Source organism: Persicobacter diffluens (genome assembly GCF_036244895.1).
GTDB classification, from domain to species: Bacteria; Bacteroidota; Bacteroidia; order Cytophagales; family Cyclobacteriaceae; genus Persicobacter; species Persicobacter diffluens.
Map to the genome: position 1 here is coordinate 1,113,652 of NZ_BQKE01000002.1, position 15,167 is coordinate 1,128,818.

A 15,167-nucleotide genomic window follows, 5' to 3' on the forward strand; every position below is an offset into this window, starting at 1 on the left:
ATAATTCGGGCTCAAACACTTTCTCCGCAACAGGAAACTAAGCAAGATTTAGTAAAAAGAAATTTTTCTCAGGATATCCTGATTTTTTGGGAAAACGGAGGAAGTGGCTTGGTATTTGAAATTGAATGTTCAAAAGGATCTTGGGTGCTTTTGGGACTCAGATCATCAGTGGTCCTTAGATATGGAAATTTAAATTTAAAAAAATGATTGTCTTATTGGCTATTTCGCTTATTCTGACCACCCTCTTCCTCCTATACACCGTTTACCAACAATGGAGTGACGAAAAAACCATGGGCGTCACTGTCCGACAATCTTCCTCCGATCAAGCTGTAAATTCAAAAAAACATTCATAAATAAAAAAAGGCCGGTGCATTTATCCACTGGCCTTTTTTTTACTGCAAGGTTCCTTTTGGGAACCTATTTTTTTGTACCACATTCGATTGAGCACACTTGCTGCTAATTCCGTAGTCTCCTTGAACAAGACTCAAAACAGGAAACTATTCCTTCATTTTACACCCCTAGCAGCTAAACGAGGGCTTAAGTATGAATCATCCCGTTTATTGGAAACGATATTGGATAATTTCTTAAAAATCGTGATGCTATTTGCTCAAAATAATCGGGTATCGTTTCTGGAATAATCAAATTTTCGTTTCAAATTCAGCCATATAAAGCCGTATTTAAGGAGGATTTAAGCATAAATCATCGGAATTAAAGGGCTACGGAAAGGCACACCTTATGTATGCGTGCAAGCGGCCATTTAGGGAAAAAATGCTAAGCGCGTGTTTAAAAGCACATCATCCGGCTGCAAATTCGAATGATTGGAAGTAATCTTGGATAATTTCTCACCAATAGCGATGCTATTTGCTCAAAATAATCCTTTATCGCTTCTCCAATATTTTAAATTTTCGCCGCCAATTTTGGCATTTAAACGCGCGCTAAATCCAGCTCCTGACTTTTTAAGGCTGGGAATTAGATTTTTTCCCCATGCGACACTTCATTTATTGCTCCTGCATTTCCTTAGGGACAATTTCCGGTTGCATGCTTTCAGGATCCCATCCGCCGCCAAGGGCTTTGTACAAGAAAACCATGCTGACCAACTGATCTCGGATGGCAGCACTTTCACTAATTTCGGCATCAAACAAACGGCGTTGGGCATCCAACACATCCAGGTAATTTACGATCCCATTGAGGTATTGTAATTGAGCCAATCGGAAATATTCCTCAGAGGCTTTGACCAATTCCGCCTGTGCCTGTCGCTGTTCTCTTGCCTTTTGAAAGGATATTAAGCCATCAGAAACTTCCTGAAGTCCTGTTAAAACCACAGACTGATAATCATAAAGTCTTTGTTCATAGCGTGCTCGGGTAGCCTCCAGATTCGCTTTATTTCGGCCTGCGGTAAAAATAGGCGTAATTAAATCCCCAAGGTAATCCCAGTAGTTAAAGCCATTGCCAACAAAATTACTCAGGGAGGAGGATTGATAACCGAGCTCCCCCGTAATCACGAAGGAAGGATAGAAATTAGCCTTGGCAATCCCTATCTCTGCATTTGCCGCTACTAAATTCTGTTCTACCAACCGAATGTCAGGTCGTCTTTCCAACAACAGAGAAGACAGCCCAAGGGGAATTGACGGAATCACCGGCTGGTTCTCCAGGGCAATGCCCATCTCCAGTTCTGCAGGTGGGCGGCCCAATAATACACTTAATTCATTCATCGACAAGCGCACCCTCCGTTCCAAGCCTGGCAAAAGCGCTTTCGTTTGGGCTAATTCAACACTGGCCTGTTGAAACTCAATTTCAGAGACCAAGCCACCTTTAAAACGCAATTCGGCAATGCGTAATGCTTCCTGACGGGCAACCAGGGTTCTACGGGTAATCCGCAATCGATTTTGTACATCCTGCAGATTAAAGTAAACCGTTGCGACCTCTGCCACTGTGGATAACATCAGCGCACGATAGGCTTCATAACTGGCGATATAATCCGCATTGGCGGCCTCTACTCCTCTTCGTAATTTTCCCCAAAGATCGACTTCCCAGGCCAATTGCGCCGAAACCTGATATTCCTCATCCAGCTTATTGGGACTTGCCCCTGAGGCCTCCCCTTCAGCATAAGCATTCCCATTAATTGTGGGGTATAAATTGGAGGATTCTATCCGACGAAAGGCCTTTACCTCTTTCAGGCGGGCAACCGACTTCCGGACATCAAAATTATCGGTCAATGCTTGCTTAATATAATTCCCCAGAATGGTATCCTGATACAAATCCCACCACTTCAAATCTGAAAGCAAGTCCTCTTCTACCGCTAAAGAATCCCAGTCCACCTGCACATCTACTTCGGGCCTACTGTAATTCGGCCCCATTTTACAGGATTGAACCAATAAAACCACCAAAAATGGCATCCACCAAAAGTGTTGCTTACTATTCATTACGGCCTCCCTTCTGCTGTTGGTGGCCTCCAAAAAATTTGGCCATAAATGATTGCTGATATTCCACTATGCTTTTGAAAAATAAAGGAATGAATACAATTCCGACCGTAGTGGCCAGGATCATCCCGGTGAATACTCCCGTACCGATAGAATGTCGGGCAGCAGCCCCTGCGCCTGATGCAATTACCAGCGGAATCATCCCCAACACAAAGGAAAGGGAGGTCATCAGAATCGGGCGAAAACGCTGAGAGGCTGCCTGCAAGGCTGCTTCACCGGCACTCAAGCCCTCTTTATCCATTTTTTCTTTGGCAAATTCCACGATCAGAATGGCATTCTTAGCCGATAAACCGATAAGAGAAATCATCCCAATCTGGAAATATACATCATTTTGTAAGCCTCGAACCCAAACCCCAATAAAGGCACCAAAAATGGCGATGGGCAGGGTAATCAAAACCACCACCGGAATCACCCAACTTTCGTACTGGGCAGATAAAAATAAGAATACGAACAAGATAACCACCGCGACTATCGGTCCAAGCTGCCCTTCGGCCTCTTTTTCCTCATAAGACATCCCCGACCACTGATAGCCCATTCCTTCAGGCAATACTTTTGCGGCCTCTTCTTCAATAGCGGCCATGGCTTGCCCGGAAGAGTAACCCGGTGCTGCTATTCCCTGAATGGTGGTCGACAGGAACATATTAAAACGGTTGACACTTCCCGGCCCGGTAATTTGTTCCACAGAGCCCAGCGCACTCACCGGTACCATGCTCCCGTTTGCCGTGCGAACAAAGAACAAGTTCAGATTATTGATATTCCGACGATACTCCTCCTCTGCCATCAGGTTCACCCGGTAAACCCGGTTAAATTTATTAAAATCATTCACATAGAGGTTACCCAGAAAGGCGCGCATGGCCGAAAATACATCCGCCAGCGGAATGCCCAGAAATTTGGTGCGATCACGGTCAAGGTTAAAAAACAACTGGGGAATTTCCGGTTGAATGTTGACATTGACTTCCGCCAGTTCTTTTCTACTTCTTGCCGCATTTAATAGGGTATCTGCCGCTGAAAGTAGTTTTTCCATTGAATTCCCGGAACGATCCTGCAATTGAAATTCAAAACCGCCCCCATCACCCAAACCGGGAATTACCGGCGGCTTTGTAATGGCGGAGGTGGCTTCGGGATATTTATAGAATTCCTCCCGCAGGTCCTGAATAATCTGATCAATCTGTAATTCTTCCGTCGTCCGTTCATCCCATGGTTTCAAAATCACGGTCATCATCCCGCGGGATTCCGTGCCCCCAACCCGGTTACTGCGTCCTTTTACCGTTTGTACATAGGCAACCGCCGGGTGAGACATGATAAAAGCCTCCGCACGATCCACCACTCTGGAGGTTCGGTCTAAGGAGGCGCCATCGGGTAAGGCAATTTCTACGGTGAAATAACCCTGATCTTCCTCGGGAATGAAAGAGGTTGGGGTAGTATAGCCCAACAAGGCGATAAAAACGATAAACATTCCAAAGGCGGCAAACATGCGCTTTCGGTGGTCAAATCCCCATCGAACATATTGGGTGTATTTCCCGTTTCCGCTATCGATCCATTGGTCTATTTTCTCAAAAATGACCGATTTTTTCCCGGTCCTCGGTTTTAACAAAATGGCACACAGGGCAGGAGAAAGGGTTAGTGCCACCACAGTGGATAACAATACCGAAACTGCGATGGTAATGGAAAACTGTTGAAAAAGCGTACCCGTAATCCCACCTAAAAAACTTACCGGAACAAAAACAGCCGCAAGCACCAAAGAGGTGGTAATCAATGCCCCTACCAGCTCTTTCATCGCCTTATGGGTGGCTGCCCGGGCATCAAGACCTTCTTCTTCCATGATCCGCTCCACGTTTTCCACCACCACAATGGCATCATCTACCACAATACCGATCGCTAAAATTAATCCCAACAGGGTCAGGGTGTTCAGCGAAAACCCAAATGCCAGCATGACCGCAAAAGTACCTATCAGAGAAATCGGTACGGCTATGGTCGGGACTAAAGTAGAGCGCCAGGATTGCAAAGAGAGGTAAACCACAAGCACTACCAAAATGATCGCTTCCAGCAGGGTGATGTAAACTTCCTTGATCGAAGCCGTAATAAACTCTGTGGCATCAAAAGAAAAAGTATAATCTATTCCTTCCGGAAAATTCTTTTTCAGCTGCTCCATTTCCTTTTCAATATTGCTGGCCACTTCCAGGGCATTGGCACCCTGTAGCAGGAAGATGTCCAGCATGGCAGCATTTTGTCCGCTCAGGCCTGAACTTTCCCGATAATTAGAGGCGGCCAGTTCCACCCTGGCGACATCCCTGATTCGGATAAAAGATCCATCCAGGTTAGCCCGGACAATGATGTTTTCAAACTCCTCAACGGTCGATAATCGTCCTTTGGCTGTAATGGGTAAGGTAATGTCAATATGCTCCGCGGGCTGAATACCGAGTTCTCCACCAGCTGATTCCCGGTTCTGGTCCTTAATGGCATCAGAAAGATCATTGGTCGTCAGGCTATAAGCCGCCAGGCGATCCGGTTGCACCCAAATCCGCATGGAATAATAGCGTGAGCCCACATTGCTGATACGCCCCACTCCGGCTACCCGACGCAGGGGATCTAAAACATTAATGGTGGCAAAGTTGGAGAGGTAGATTTCATCAAATTTCGGGTCATCTGAAGTCAGACTGACGGTCAAAATTTTGGCAGCAGCTTGTTTTTCCACCTGTACCCCATTTTGAACCACTTCTGCGGGCAGCTTGGCTTCGGCTCGCTTCACTCTATTTTGCACTTCTACCGCTGCAAGGTCAGGGTCAGTGCCTACCTTAAAAGTCAAATTAATGGTCAACCCACCCGTATTGGTACTTTTGGAACTCATGAAAATCATGTTGGGCGTTCCGTTAAGCTGTTGCTCCAGTTCGGTCCCCACGGCTTCATTCACCACCTTTGCATTCGCTCCGGGATAGTTGGTCGAAACGGTCACCACCGGCGGTGTAATGTCCGGATATTGGGCAATAGGTAACTGGGTAATGGCAATAACCCCCAGCAGTACAATCAAAATTGAAATAACGGCCGAGAATATTGGTCGGTCAATAAAAAAAGAAGGTCCCATTATTGATCACCCCCTTCCGCTATACTGTCCTGCTCATTCTGAAGGGCCTCTTCAAAAGCTTCAAAACTATGGACCGCCTTTACCTTTTGGCCCGGAACAACTTTATGAATGCCTTCTTTTATATAGACTTCATGCTCCCACAATCCACGTGTGATCAATACCTCCTGATCCAATTCAGTACCCGTTTCTACCATACGGCGCTCCACCGTATTATCCTTGCGCACAATAAAGACATAGGCACCCCCATCCTCTATCAAAAGCGCCTTCCGGGGAATGACCACCACATCTTCATACACCTGTAGCAGTAAGGAAACTTTGGTGAATTGGCCCGGCAAAATGATCCGGTCCGGATTAGGCACCAGGGCCTGGACCTCAAAGGTTCCCGTTTTAGGGTTTACCTTGGGCTCGACAAAATTCAAACGACCATCGTAATTGTATTCCGAGTTATCCGGCAGGGTAATCTTGACTTTAGGCGTCCACCCACGGGTACTGTCCGATATCTGGGACAGGGAACTGGTCGCTTTTTTCCTTTGGGCGTTGAGGTAATCAATAACGGAAATATTGAAATTCACCCGCACAGGATCCAACTGCAAAACCGAGGCCAGCAGCGAATTACTTCCGGGCCCGACCAGGGTTCCGATATCTACATTCGATTTGGAGATATACCCATCGAGAGGGGATTGAATTTTTGTATATTCTAACTCTAATTGTGATTGTTTCAGCTGTGCCTCGTTCATCATATACCGCGCTTCGGCAGACTCTAAGGCGGATTGTGCATTGTCTAAATCCAATTGAGAGGCGGCATTTTGCTCATACAGTGGCTTGAGTCGCGCAACATCCCTGCGTGCTTTTTGTTTTTCTACTTCAGACTGATTCAGACTCGCCTTAAACTGATTCACACTTGCCAGATAGGGCCGCTGATCGATTACATATAAAACCTGTCCTTTCCTAACATAAGATCCTTCCTGAAATAACCTTTCCTCCAAAAAGCCATCCACACGGGCGCGGATTTCAACATTGAGTGAGGCCTCGGTTCTCCCAACATAATCACCAAAAATCTCAACATCACGTGTGGCTACGGAATCTACGGCTACGACAGGAGGTGGTGGTGTTTGTTTTTTCTCTCCACAAGCCACTTGAAAGAATAAAATTATTAAAAAAAATAAATAGTGCTGTTCTTTGGCTCGACAAATGAGTGTTTGCATGTGTTATGGTTTTTAATCTGAGCGATAGGATTGACATTCAAGCTCAGTGTTTTTCTATCTAAAGTATTCATTTGGAGTGCTTTACAAAAAAATAGGCAGCTTGGTCATTTCATCCCTTTTAAAGTCAAAAATGGACAGTTAATTGTATTTTCAAAAACTACACCAAAAGAAGCCATCACCCATCTTTTCCCCCCCTGAGCAATATAATCAATTGAATGAAAAGTCACCGAATTTATTAAAATAATCTAAAAACAGACCCCGCTCATCCTCAAGTTTTCACTAAATTTGTTCTCATTAAGGTAAGGCTACTTTCCATCAATTGCTAAACACATAAAATTGGATATATCATTAGACGATAAAGAAGTTTTTCGAAACTTTCAAAATGGGGAAGTGAATGCGTATGAGCAATTATTCAATACCTATTACGAAGCGTTGAGCCATTTTGCCATGCGCTACCTCGGAGACCCGGATCAGGCAGAAGAAGTGGTGCAGGAGCTTTTCGTGAACCTTTGGGAAAAACGTTCACAGCTCCAGATCAATTCCTCTATCAAAAGCTATCTTTTCGGTGCAATCCGCAACAATTGCCTGCAATGGCTAAAAAAACAAAAGGTGCGTGACCATTATCAGGAAGAGGTGCTGGCGACCCGAAAAGACCCGCATTTTGAAGACTTGGACGTAATGGTAGAATTAGAATTGAGTGAAAAGATCAATGCCATCATCAGTAGCCTTCCTGAACAAAGGCAACGGATTTTTAAGATGAGTCGCTTTGAGGATAAGAAATACCAGGAGATTGCAGATGAATTATCCCTTTCCATAAAGACGGTGGAAAACCAAATGGGTAAAGCCCTGAAAACACTCCGATCCGAACTACAGGAATATTTACCGCTGTTAATGCTCATTTTATGGGAATGGACAAAAAAATAGAGGGCCGATAGGGGTAAAATCATCTTCAAGCATCATTAATAAGAATGGCGGTAAGCGCTCAACACTATGACACAAGAAACAATAGATCAATATATTTTCAGATTTCTGGATGGTTCAGCCAGCCGAGAGGAAGAGCAGGCTTTGAGGAACTGGCGGGGACTGAAAGAAGAAAATGAAACCTACTTTAAACATTTCAGGCAAATCTGGCAGCTTTCCCGCCTGGAACATATCCAAAAACAAAAACCTCAATTCGATAAAAAGAAAGCCTGGGAAAAGATAAAACCACAGGAAAAGACCATCGCAAGCCCCGGCTTCCGAATAGGGCATTACCTTAATCGTACTACGGCCGCAATTGCGGCCATGCTGGTGGCTGGACTGGTGATTTTTTTCCAGTTTTTTTACCATCCATCCCCGGAAAATATTCACTTTGTTGCTCAATCCATTGAAGAGCTAAGCCTTCCTGATGGTAGTATCATCACGCTGAATGAAGGAGCAGTGATTGATTACCCGGAAGCATTCACAGGAGAACAAAGAGCCATTAAATTTCAGGGAGAAGCTTTTTTTGATATCGCCAAAAACCCGGACAAGCGCTTTATTATTCAAATGAAAAACACCCGGGTGGAAGTATTGGGAACCTCATTCAATATCCTTGAAAAACCCAATGAGGAGGTGGAAGTATCTGTCCAAAGCGGAAAGGTCGCCTTTTATGCTGCAGAGATTCAGAACGAACATGCTGAAGAGGAAGATAAAATCATCATGACCCAGGGAGATGCGGCGGTTTACCGCCCTGCGGTGGACAAAATTGAGCCCATCAAAATACCTTCCCTCAACAGTACTTCCTGGAAAACCAAAATATTCACCTTCAATGAAACGCCCTTACCGATTGTGATCGCAGACCTGAGTAAAGGTTATAAAGTGAAGTTTATCATTGATGATCCTGCACTGAATACCTGTTCTCTTTCGATGTATAACCGCAAGGCGCAAAGTCTGGATCAGGTACTCCAAACCATTGAATTGAGCCTGGGCATCAGCATTGAGAAAAAACAGGATGGCTATCATCTCAAAGGCAGCTGTGAATAATTTTTAAAATGAATCCTTTACGCTTGAAGCAGTTATATAGCCTGATAATTTGTGTAATGTGGGGCATTTCCCCGCTATTTGCCCAAAATATCCTTCAGAAAAAAATAGAATTGGCTCCTACTTCGGATCACTTTTCGGCCATTATGCACCAGTTAAGCCAGCAGGCGGGTTTTGACTTTGCCTATAATGCGGCACTTTTTGCGGCAGATGAAAAATACCAAATCGAAGCAAACAATGAACCCCTGAGCCAAGTGCTGGATTCCTTTTTGAGCCCAATGGAGATGTCCTATAAAGTGATTGGGGAACAGATCATTATTTACCCGGACAAAAAGGTTAAAGAGCGTAAAGCCAGCCGTACTATTTCCGGCTTAATTATGGATCAGCAAAGCGGTGAAGGCTTGGCTGGAATTGAGATTCATGATGAATATTGGGGCATGATCGCCTATACCGATGCCAATGGGCGCTTTGAAAGAACTTTTAAGCAACCTACCGTAAATTTAAACCTGTGGCTTAGAGGCGGAAATTACCAGGAAAAGCACCTCAAAATTCGCCTGACACAGGACCGCTCCATCAATATCATGATGGAAAAAGAAGCCGCGTTGGAACGTAAAAGCCAAACGCCGGCCAATTTCCTGGTCACTACCAGCCCGAAAATAGCGCCATTGGATGAACTGAAAATGGTACAGATTTTCGTTTCGGAGGACAAAACAGAGGCTTTAGCGGCATCCGATACCCTTATTTACAGTCCCTTTCAGGTGGGCCTCCTTCCAGCCTTAAGCAGTAATTTCCTTAAAAATGCTCAATCCATAAATGGCGCCTCTTTTAACTTGCTGGCAGGATATGCCGCCGGGGTACAAGGCATTGAAATGGGTGGCATCGCTAATATTGACCGATTTGATATGCGTGGGGCACAGCTGGCCGGGGTAACCAATATCATCGGCGGGTCAGTGGAAGGGATACAAATGGCGGGTATCTTTAATCACAGTAAGGGCTATATCTCTGGTGCGCAGATGGCTGGCGTAACCAATATCGCGCATAAAGAAATGGCCGGTATTCAGATGGCCGGGATAAATAATGTGCATCAGGGACGCATTACAGGCCTTCAAATGGCCGGGGTATCCAATGTGTTGACTTCCGGCGGAAAAGGGCTTCAGGTAGCGGGTATCAGCAACATGACCAAAGGAGAATACCTGGGTGTACAGCTAAGCGCAGTCCTTAACCGAAGTAAAGATAAAATGAAAGGCTGGCAGGTAGCCGGATTGATCAATGTGGTAGCGGACAGCCTGGAGGGGTTTCAGCTTGCGGCGCTAAGTAATATCAATAAGAAATACCTGAATGGCAGCCAGGTTTCCGCACTGAATAACACCAACCGTGGCAACATGATGGGTTTTCAGTTTAGCCTCTCCAATAATTCTCAGCAAAAACTTCATGGTTTGCAGGTGGGGCTGATCAATGTAGCCGATACCATCAGGGGGAGTCAGTTAGGGCTGATCAACCACGCCCGAAGATTTGAAGGAGGGGTTCCTTTCGGGCTATTCAGCTTTGTCAGCACCGGGGCCAATAATTTAGAACTCCTGTATGAAGATGAAAATTTCCTTTCGCTGAATTATAAAACAGGCCACCGACATTTATACAATATCCTTACATATGCCATCAGCATGAATGATTTTGAAACCATGACGATGGGCTATGGGCTGGGAAGCGCACCAAAAATTTACCGAAGCCTGAGTCTCAGTGCAGATGTTACTTTCAATTACGTTCAACAAGAGACTAAATTTTTTGATCACCTCAATTTCCTGGCCAAGGCCGGCTTACAACTTAACTGGAGTATTACGCCTGGCTTTGGGATTTTTGCCGGAGGCCGGTACAATATTCAGTGGGTCGATATTAATGGACTGGAAGGCCGACCGAGTTCTCTTCGCACCCATCCGCTATGGACCAACCAACAAGATAACATCATTTCCAGTGGCTGGATGAGTTTTCATGCCGGCATACGAATTGGTCGACTGGGGCACTAAGGCGAATTATTCAACCTTAATATTAAACTGACCACAAAAAGCTTTAAGCCGAATTATTCACCGCTTAATTTAGCAACTCACCTTAAACAACTCACTTTCAATCCAATAATACGGTATTTAATTTAATAACGACCCAAATTGAGGTGCGCTTGCATTGTCCTTAACCCTCTACTTCCCTGGCAAAACACGAAACAGCAATCGTTCTTTCATTGTCTCACCATACAACTGAGTGATGATTTAATCGTTAATATTCCGGCTTAAGCAAAAAAAAACCGGCCAGATGATCTTTCCAGAATTTACCATATTCATTTCGGACATTTTGTATTTTCAAATTCATTTCAAGCTTAATTTGCCACACCAAACTTAACCTTTCTAATAAGTAATTTTAAATGAAAGGATATCTATTGATGTTGGCTTTTGCCTGTTCAGTAACAGGTTTAAAAGCACAAATGACAGCAGATGACAAAACCGGCTATGCGCTCAGTCAACATTCCGGTCAACAAAAGTCAATCGCAGAGGAAGAACATCATCATAACCGATTTGAATTAGAGGTTTCATTAAACAATGATGCCCTTGCGGAATTTACCGGTTCAGTCTACTTCTATAAGGCCAATAAGGTACAAATGACCGTTGACCAAACCGGAGATCACCTGGCAGGGGTGTTAGTCCATGAAATACCAATTCACAACTCCCATTGGGGAACCTTTTTCGGCTTTGGAATGACTTCCGCCCATCACGAGGCAGAAATTGGAAATCCGGAAATTCAAGTCTTTTCTCCCCGGGAGAGCTCGCTGGATAATCCTGATGATTATTGGGCACATTCTTTTATCCTTCAGACAGGCCTGGCCTATGCCATCGACAGTCATTGGAGTACTGGTTTTACCCTTTCTCCCGGCTATGATTTTACCGATGACCATCTGAATATGGGGGCAACAGTTGATATCGTATTCGGCTTTTAAAAAAAATCACCGATGGCCGGGCAGCATCTGACCTGCCGGAAAAGCCAGTAGAAATTGAAAAGCGCATAAAGGGTGGAATGGAAATCGGACAATTTCCTGAAGCCCAATTATTCACCGCTAGATTCATTGAACCGCCGCATACCGCTCGTTATCGAATTATTAAGGTTAGTTTTAGTGGATTTTAAATAGGTCTAATTTGGGTATACTTACTTTCTCCTCATTTATCTGCTTCCTTGGGAAAAAATCGAAATTGGAAAAATCACCTCATTTTTCCCACCTAGCCGCTAACCGAGGATTTAAACATGAATAATCGGGCTTAAGACAGTATCTGTGGTGATTCTAAAAGCGGATCAGTCCCAAAGCTGATCCGCTTTTTTTCAGGAAATTTATAAGCTACTCTATCGGATGGTCGATTTTTGCAAAATTACTGGTCCCCTTCGCAAGCAATTTCCCTGACTCATTGAAAAGTCGTCCTTCAATATGGATAATATGCTTTCCCTGGCGAATCACCTCAGAGCGAACAATTACCGTCTCCCCCTCCTTCGCTGAGGATAGAAAATCCACATTAATATTAACCGTTGGGTAAAAATTCTTTATGTCCAGCGTATAAATAGTTAGTCCCATCACCTCATCCAAAATAGTGCAAATCGCTCCACCATGTAACATACCTGCCAAATTGGTGATTTCGTTTCTCACCAAATATTCACCCGTTAATCGGCCACCTTCCACTTCCAAAATCTTTCCTTTAAAAAGATTTCCAAATGGAGAGGGTGACTTAATATCTTCTTTACCGATAAGCTTTCTTAAACGGGCAATTCTTTCTTCAGAAAATTTCATTTTCATATACGTTCATCTCTTTGTTCAAAGATCCCCTTTTCTGACAGAGGCCACAAAAAAAGGCATCTTTAGATGCCTTTATATCAAGTATTATGCCGTGATAAATTCAAATATCGTCTGTTGTTCATAACGCTCCCCTTTCTTCAATACCGGTGAAGGGAATTGTGGCTGATTAATCGCATCCGGATAATTCTGAGTCTCAATACAAAAACCCTGACGCTCCTCAAATTGTCCTGACAGATAATTTCCAGTATAAAACTGGAAGCCTGGCAGAGTAGAATAAACCTTCATGCTTACATTGGATGCTGCAGTTTTTGCCTCCGCAATCAAACGTGGCTTTTTCTCAAAACCGCCTACAATATGGTGGTGATCATAACCTTTACCCCATTGAATTTGCTGATGATCACTTTCGATGTCTTTACCAATAGATTTAAATTCCGCAAAATCAAATGGTCCATCTGCTACTTCTACCTCCTCTCCGGTTGGAATGGCAGTTTCGTCGGTCGGTGCAAATTTCTTGGAGGCAAATTTCAATTCATGCGCAAGACAAGACTTGCTCTCCTCTCCCTCTAAATTAAAATAAGAATGGTTGGTCAAATTAATGATCGTATCCGCAGATGCAATCGCATTATATTCAATGACTAACTGATTATTATCTTTAATTTCAAAAGTAACATCTACAATGAGATCACCGGGATAGCCTTCCTCTCCGGCCTTAGACAGAAGACTCAGCTTGATTGCACTTTCTCCAGCATGAGAAGTTTCCCAAATACGGGAATTATAGCCCTTAATGCCTCCGTGAAGGTGATTAGGACCATTGTTTACCGCCAAATCATATGTTTTACCATTCAAGCTAAATTGTCCTTTGGCAATACGGTTTGCTACCCGGCCCACCGTGGCGCCTATATAAAGATCATCAGATTCATAACCCGCTACATCGGGGTACGAAAGCACCACATTGCGCTTTCCGCCCTTGCCGTCCGGCACATGAATCCCCGCAATGATCCCACCATAATTCAGAATATCTACCTGAATGCCATTCTTATTTTCTAATGAAAATATTTTAACCTCTTCACCAGTAGACAGCTTCCCAAAAACTTTTGATATCACACTCATATAAAAAAAATATTATTTTTGATCAGAAATTATCAAGATCCTTAATTTAATGATTTTTCGCCCCTATACCTTATTTTGAGCAAATAGTCCATCAATCTGTCTAATCCTCCATTTTCCTCTCAAAAGTATTCCCTTAATAACTTCCTATTCCATAACTCGTACATATCTTTAAACATACTTATTTTCAGCTAATTATCATTATTTTATTGCATGATAAATGAATATGGATTTGAAAATAAACTACCTTGTTAATCTTCGGTTTTACCGATATGAGTGAAGTAAATTTCTTAACGAAAGTTGAAAATTTCGTAAAAAACGAAATTGTGAATCCAGCCCCTCAAAAAGTGAGCTTCGAATCCATCAAAATGGATGACCGGGTATATGTCATTTTAGATAATGGGCCTAAACCTTTATCTGATATTCTGAACGAAGAAGAATGTGCCTATCGATTTTTCCAAATGGGAATTTCTCTGGCATTCGACGTCAATGTCCCGAATCGGAAGCAATTGTCAGCCAAATATAACACCATGGTCTTTCGATTATTATCCGACTATACCTACATTTGGAATAACGATATCATTGATCATCGTGAATTTTGGGACATCACTTCGCTCTCTTTTGAAACTTTCGCTCTATTCTCCCAAAAAGAACTCACGAAGGCGCTACCGCATATGTCCAGGTTAGATATCCTTAACTTTTTGCAATGGCATACGCCGCATGGACAATTTTCGGATTGGATCCGCTACTCCTCTGACGAATTTGCCCATCCCCTCTCCCGGGCAGAAGCCGAAAAGTTATTGATCTCCATTTTAATTCATCGCAAAGAACCTATCGAATATTAATCTGATTTCGCACCTTCTAATGCTATTCCTTTAACCAAGGAAATTATTGGAAACGTATGGAGGGCAATATTCCTGAATTTTAAATAGGCACAATCAGGAGTAAGTCCGATTTCTACTCCTTCATCTGTTTATTCGAGAAAAATTCGAAATAAGATATTTTCCTCCCTTTTTCTGGCATGAAATAAAAAAAGAAAATAAGCATGCCTCTTCCCGCTTAGTTCAGCAAATTTATTTTTATCTCGGTTATTATGTTAAATTGACTATCGCTATTCAATTCCAGCTGCATCAATGTCTAGAATTAGCGACTATCCGAATAATCCTAGTTTAATAGAAATAGTACAAATTGTATTTTAAGCAACAATGGTTTCACAAAGAAAAAAATAAAGGGACATTTTGTCCCTTATTTCGTTCTTTAGCAAAATTTGACTTTTCATGTTTTAACAAAGGAAGATGAAATCCGATTCCTGCTAAGCCGGATTATGAATGCTTCAATCCTCGTTTAGCTGCAAAGCGAAAAAATAAAGGATTTTTCCATATTTCATTTTTTTTCAATGAAACATGAGACAACAAACTTGCCCACATTTGCTCGATTAATAAATCAATAAACACCATCTTATTGAAGTG

General features: G+C 43.2%; 10 protein-coding genes. 5 read left to right on the plus strand and 5 right to left on the minus strand.

The genetic code is table 11. From position 1 onward, the window contains the following. Nucleotides 1–998: 998 nt before the first annotated feature. Genes AAA970_RS18445 through AAA970_RS18455 form a run of 3 tightly spaced genes read right to left on the minus strand, consistent with a single transcriptional unit; the run spans nucleotide 999 to nucleotide 6,767 of the window. Nucleotides 999–2,423, minus strand: coding sequence for an efflux transporter outer membrane subunit (locus AAA970_RS18445; RefSeq protein ID WP_338238369.1), 1,425 nt, complete (start codon nucleotides 2,421–2,423; stop codon nucleotides 999–1,001). Continuing rightward, nucleotides 2,416–5,562, minus strand: a complete 3,147-nt coding sequence (locus AAA970_RS18450) for an efflux RND transporter permease subunit (RefSeq protein ID WP_338238370.1) — start codon at nucleotides 5,560–5,562, stop codon at nucleotides 2,416–2,418. Before AAA970_RS18450 ends, AAA970_RS18445 begins: the two co-directional genes overlap by 8 nt. Continuing rightward, nucleotides 5,562–6,767: an efflux RND transporter periplasmic adaptor subunit gene (locus AAA970_RS18455; protein ID WP_338238371.1), complete on the minus strand. Its 1,206-nt coding sequence runs from the start codon at nucleotides 6,765–6,767 to the stop codon at nucleotides 5,562–5,564. Before AAA970_RS18455 ends, AAA970_RS18450 begins: the two co-directional genes overlap by 1 nt. Nucleotides 6,768–7,103: 336 nt before the next feature. Between AAA970_RS18455 and AAA970_RS18460 the strand changes: the two genes are divergently transcribed. The 4 genes from AAA970_RS18460 to AAA970_RS18475 all read left to right on the plus strand — a co-directional run bounded on the left by AAA970_RS18460 (nucleotide 7,104) and on the right by AAA970_RS18475 (nucleotide 11,748). Further along, complete coding sequence (locus AAA970_RS18460; protein WP_338238372.1) at nucleotides 7,104–7,691, plus strand: RNA polymerase sigma-70 factor; 588 nt, start codon at nucleotides 7,104–7,106, stop codon at nucleotides 7,689–7,691. A 66-nt stretch (nucleotides 7,692–7,757) separates the two neighbouring features. Next, nucleotides 7,758–8,771: a FecR family protein gene (locus tag AAA970_RS18465; RefSeq protein WP_338238373.1), complete on the plus strand. Its 1,014-nt coding sequence runs from the start codon at nucleotides 7,758–7,760 to the stop codon at nucleotides 8,769–8,771. An 8-nt stretch (nucleotides 8,772–8,779) separates the two neighbouring features. Beyond that, nucleotides 8,780–10,789 carry a hypothetical protein gene (locus AAA970_RS18470; RefSeq protein ID WP_338238374.1) on the plus strand — a complete coding sequence of 670 codons (2,010 nt, stop codon included), beginning with the start codon at nucleotides 8,780–8,782 and terminating at the stop codon, nucleotides 10,787–10,789. A gap of 389 nt (nucleotides 10,790–11,178) precedes the next feature. After that, a complete protein-coding gene (locus AAA970_RS18475; protein ID WP_338238375.1) occupies nucleotides 11,179–11,748 on the plus strand; it encodes a hypothetical protein in 570 nt (189 codons plus the stop codon). Nucleotides 11,749–12,141: 393 nt separating this feature from the next. Here AAA970_RS18475 and AAA970_RS18480 read toward each other — a convergent pair whose 3' ends face one another. Then, a complete protein-coding gene (locus AAA970_RS18480) occupies nucleotides 12,142–12,591 on the minus strand; it encodes a PaaI family thioesterase (protein ID WP_338238376.1) in 450 nt (149 codons plus the stop codon). Nucleotides 12,592–12,675: 84 nt separating this feature from the next. Further along, entirely contained in the window at nucleotides 12,676–13,701 is a 1,026-nt protein-coding gene (locus tag AAA970_RS18485; protein ID WP_338238377.1) for an aldose epimerase family protein, read from the minus strand. 269 nt (nucleotides 13,702–13,970) lie between these two features. On the opposite strand from AAA970_RS18485, the gene AAA970_RS18490 reads away from it, so the two are divergent. Then, the gene (locus tag AAA970_RS18490) at nucleotides 13,971–14,543 is read left to right on the plus strand and encodes a hypothetical protein (RefSeq protein WP_338238378.1); all 573 of its coding nucleotides are present in this window, start codon (nucleotides 13,971–13,973) and stop codon (nucleotides 14,541–14,543) included. Nucleotides 14,544–15,167: the final 624 nt, after the last annotated feature.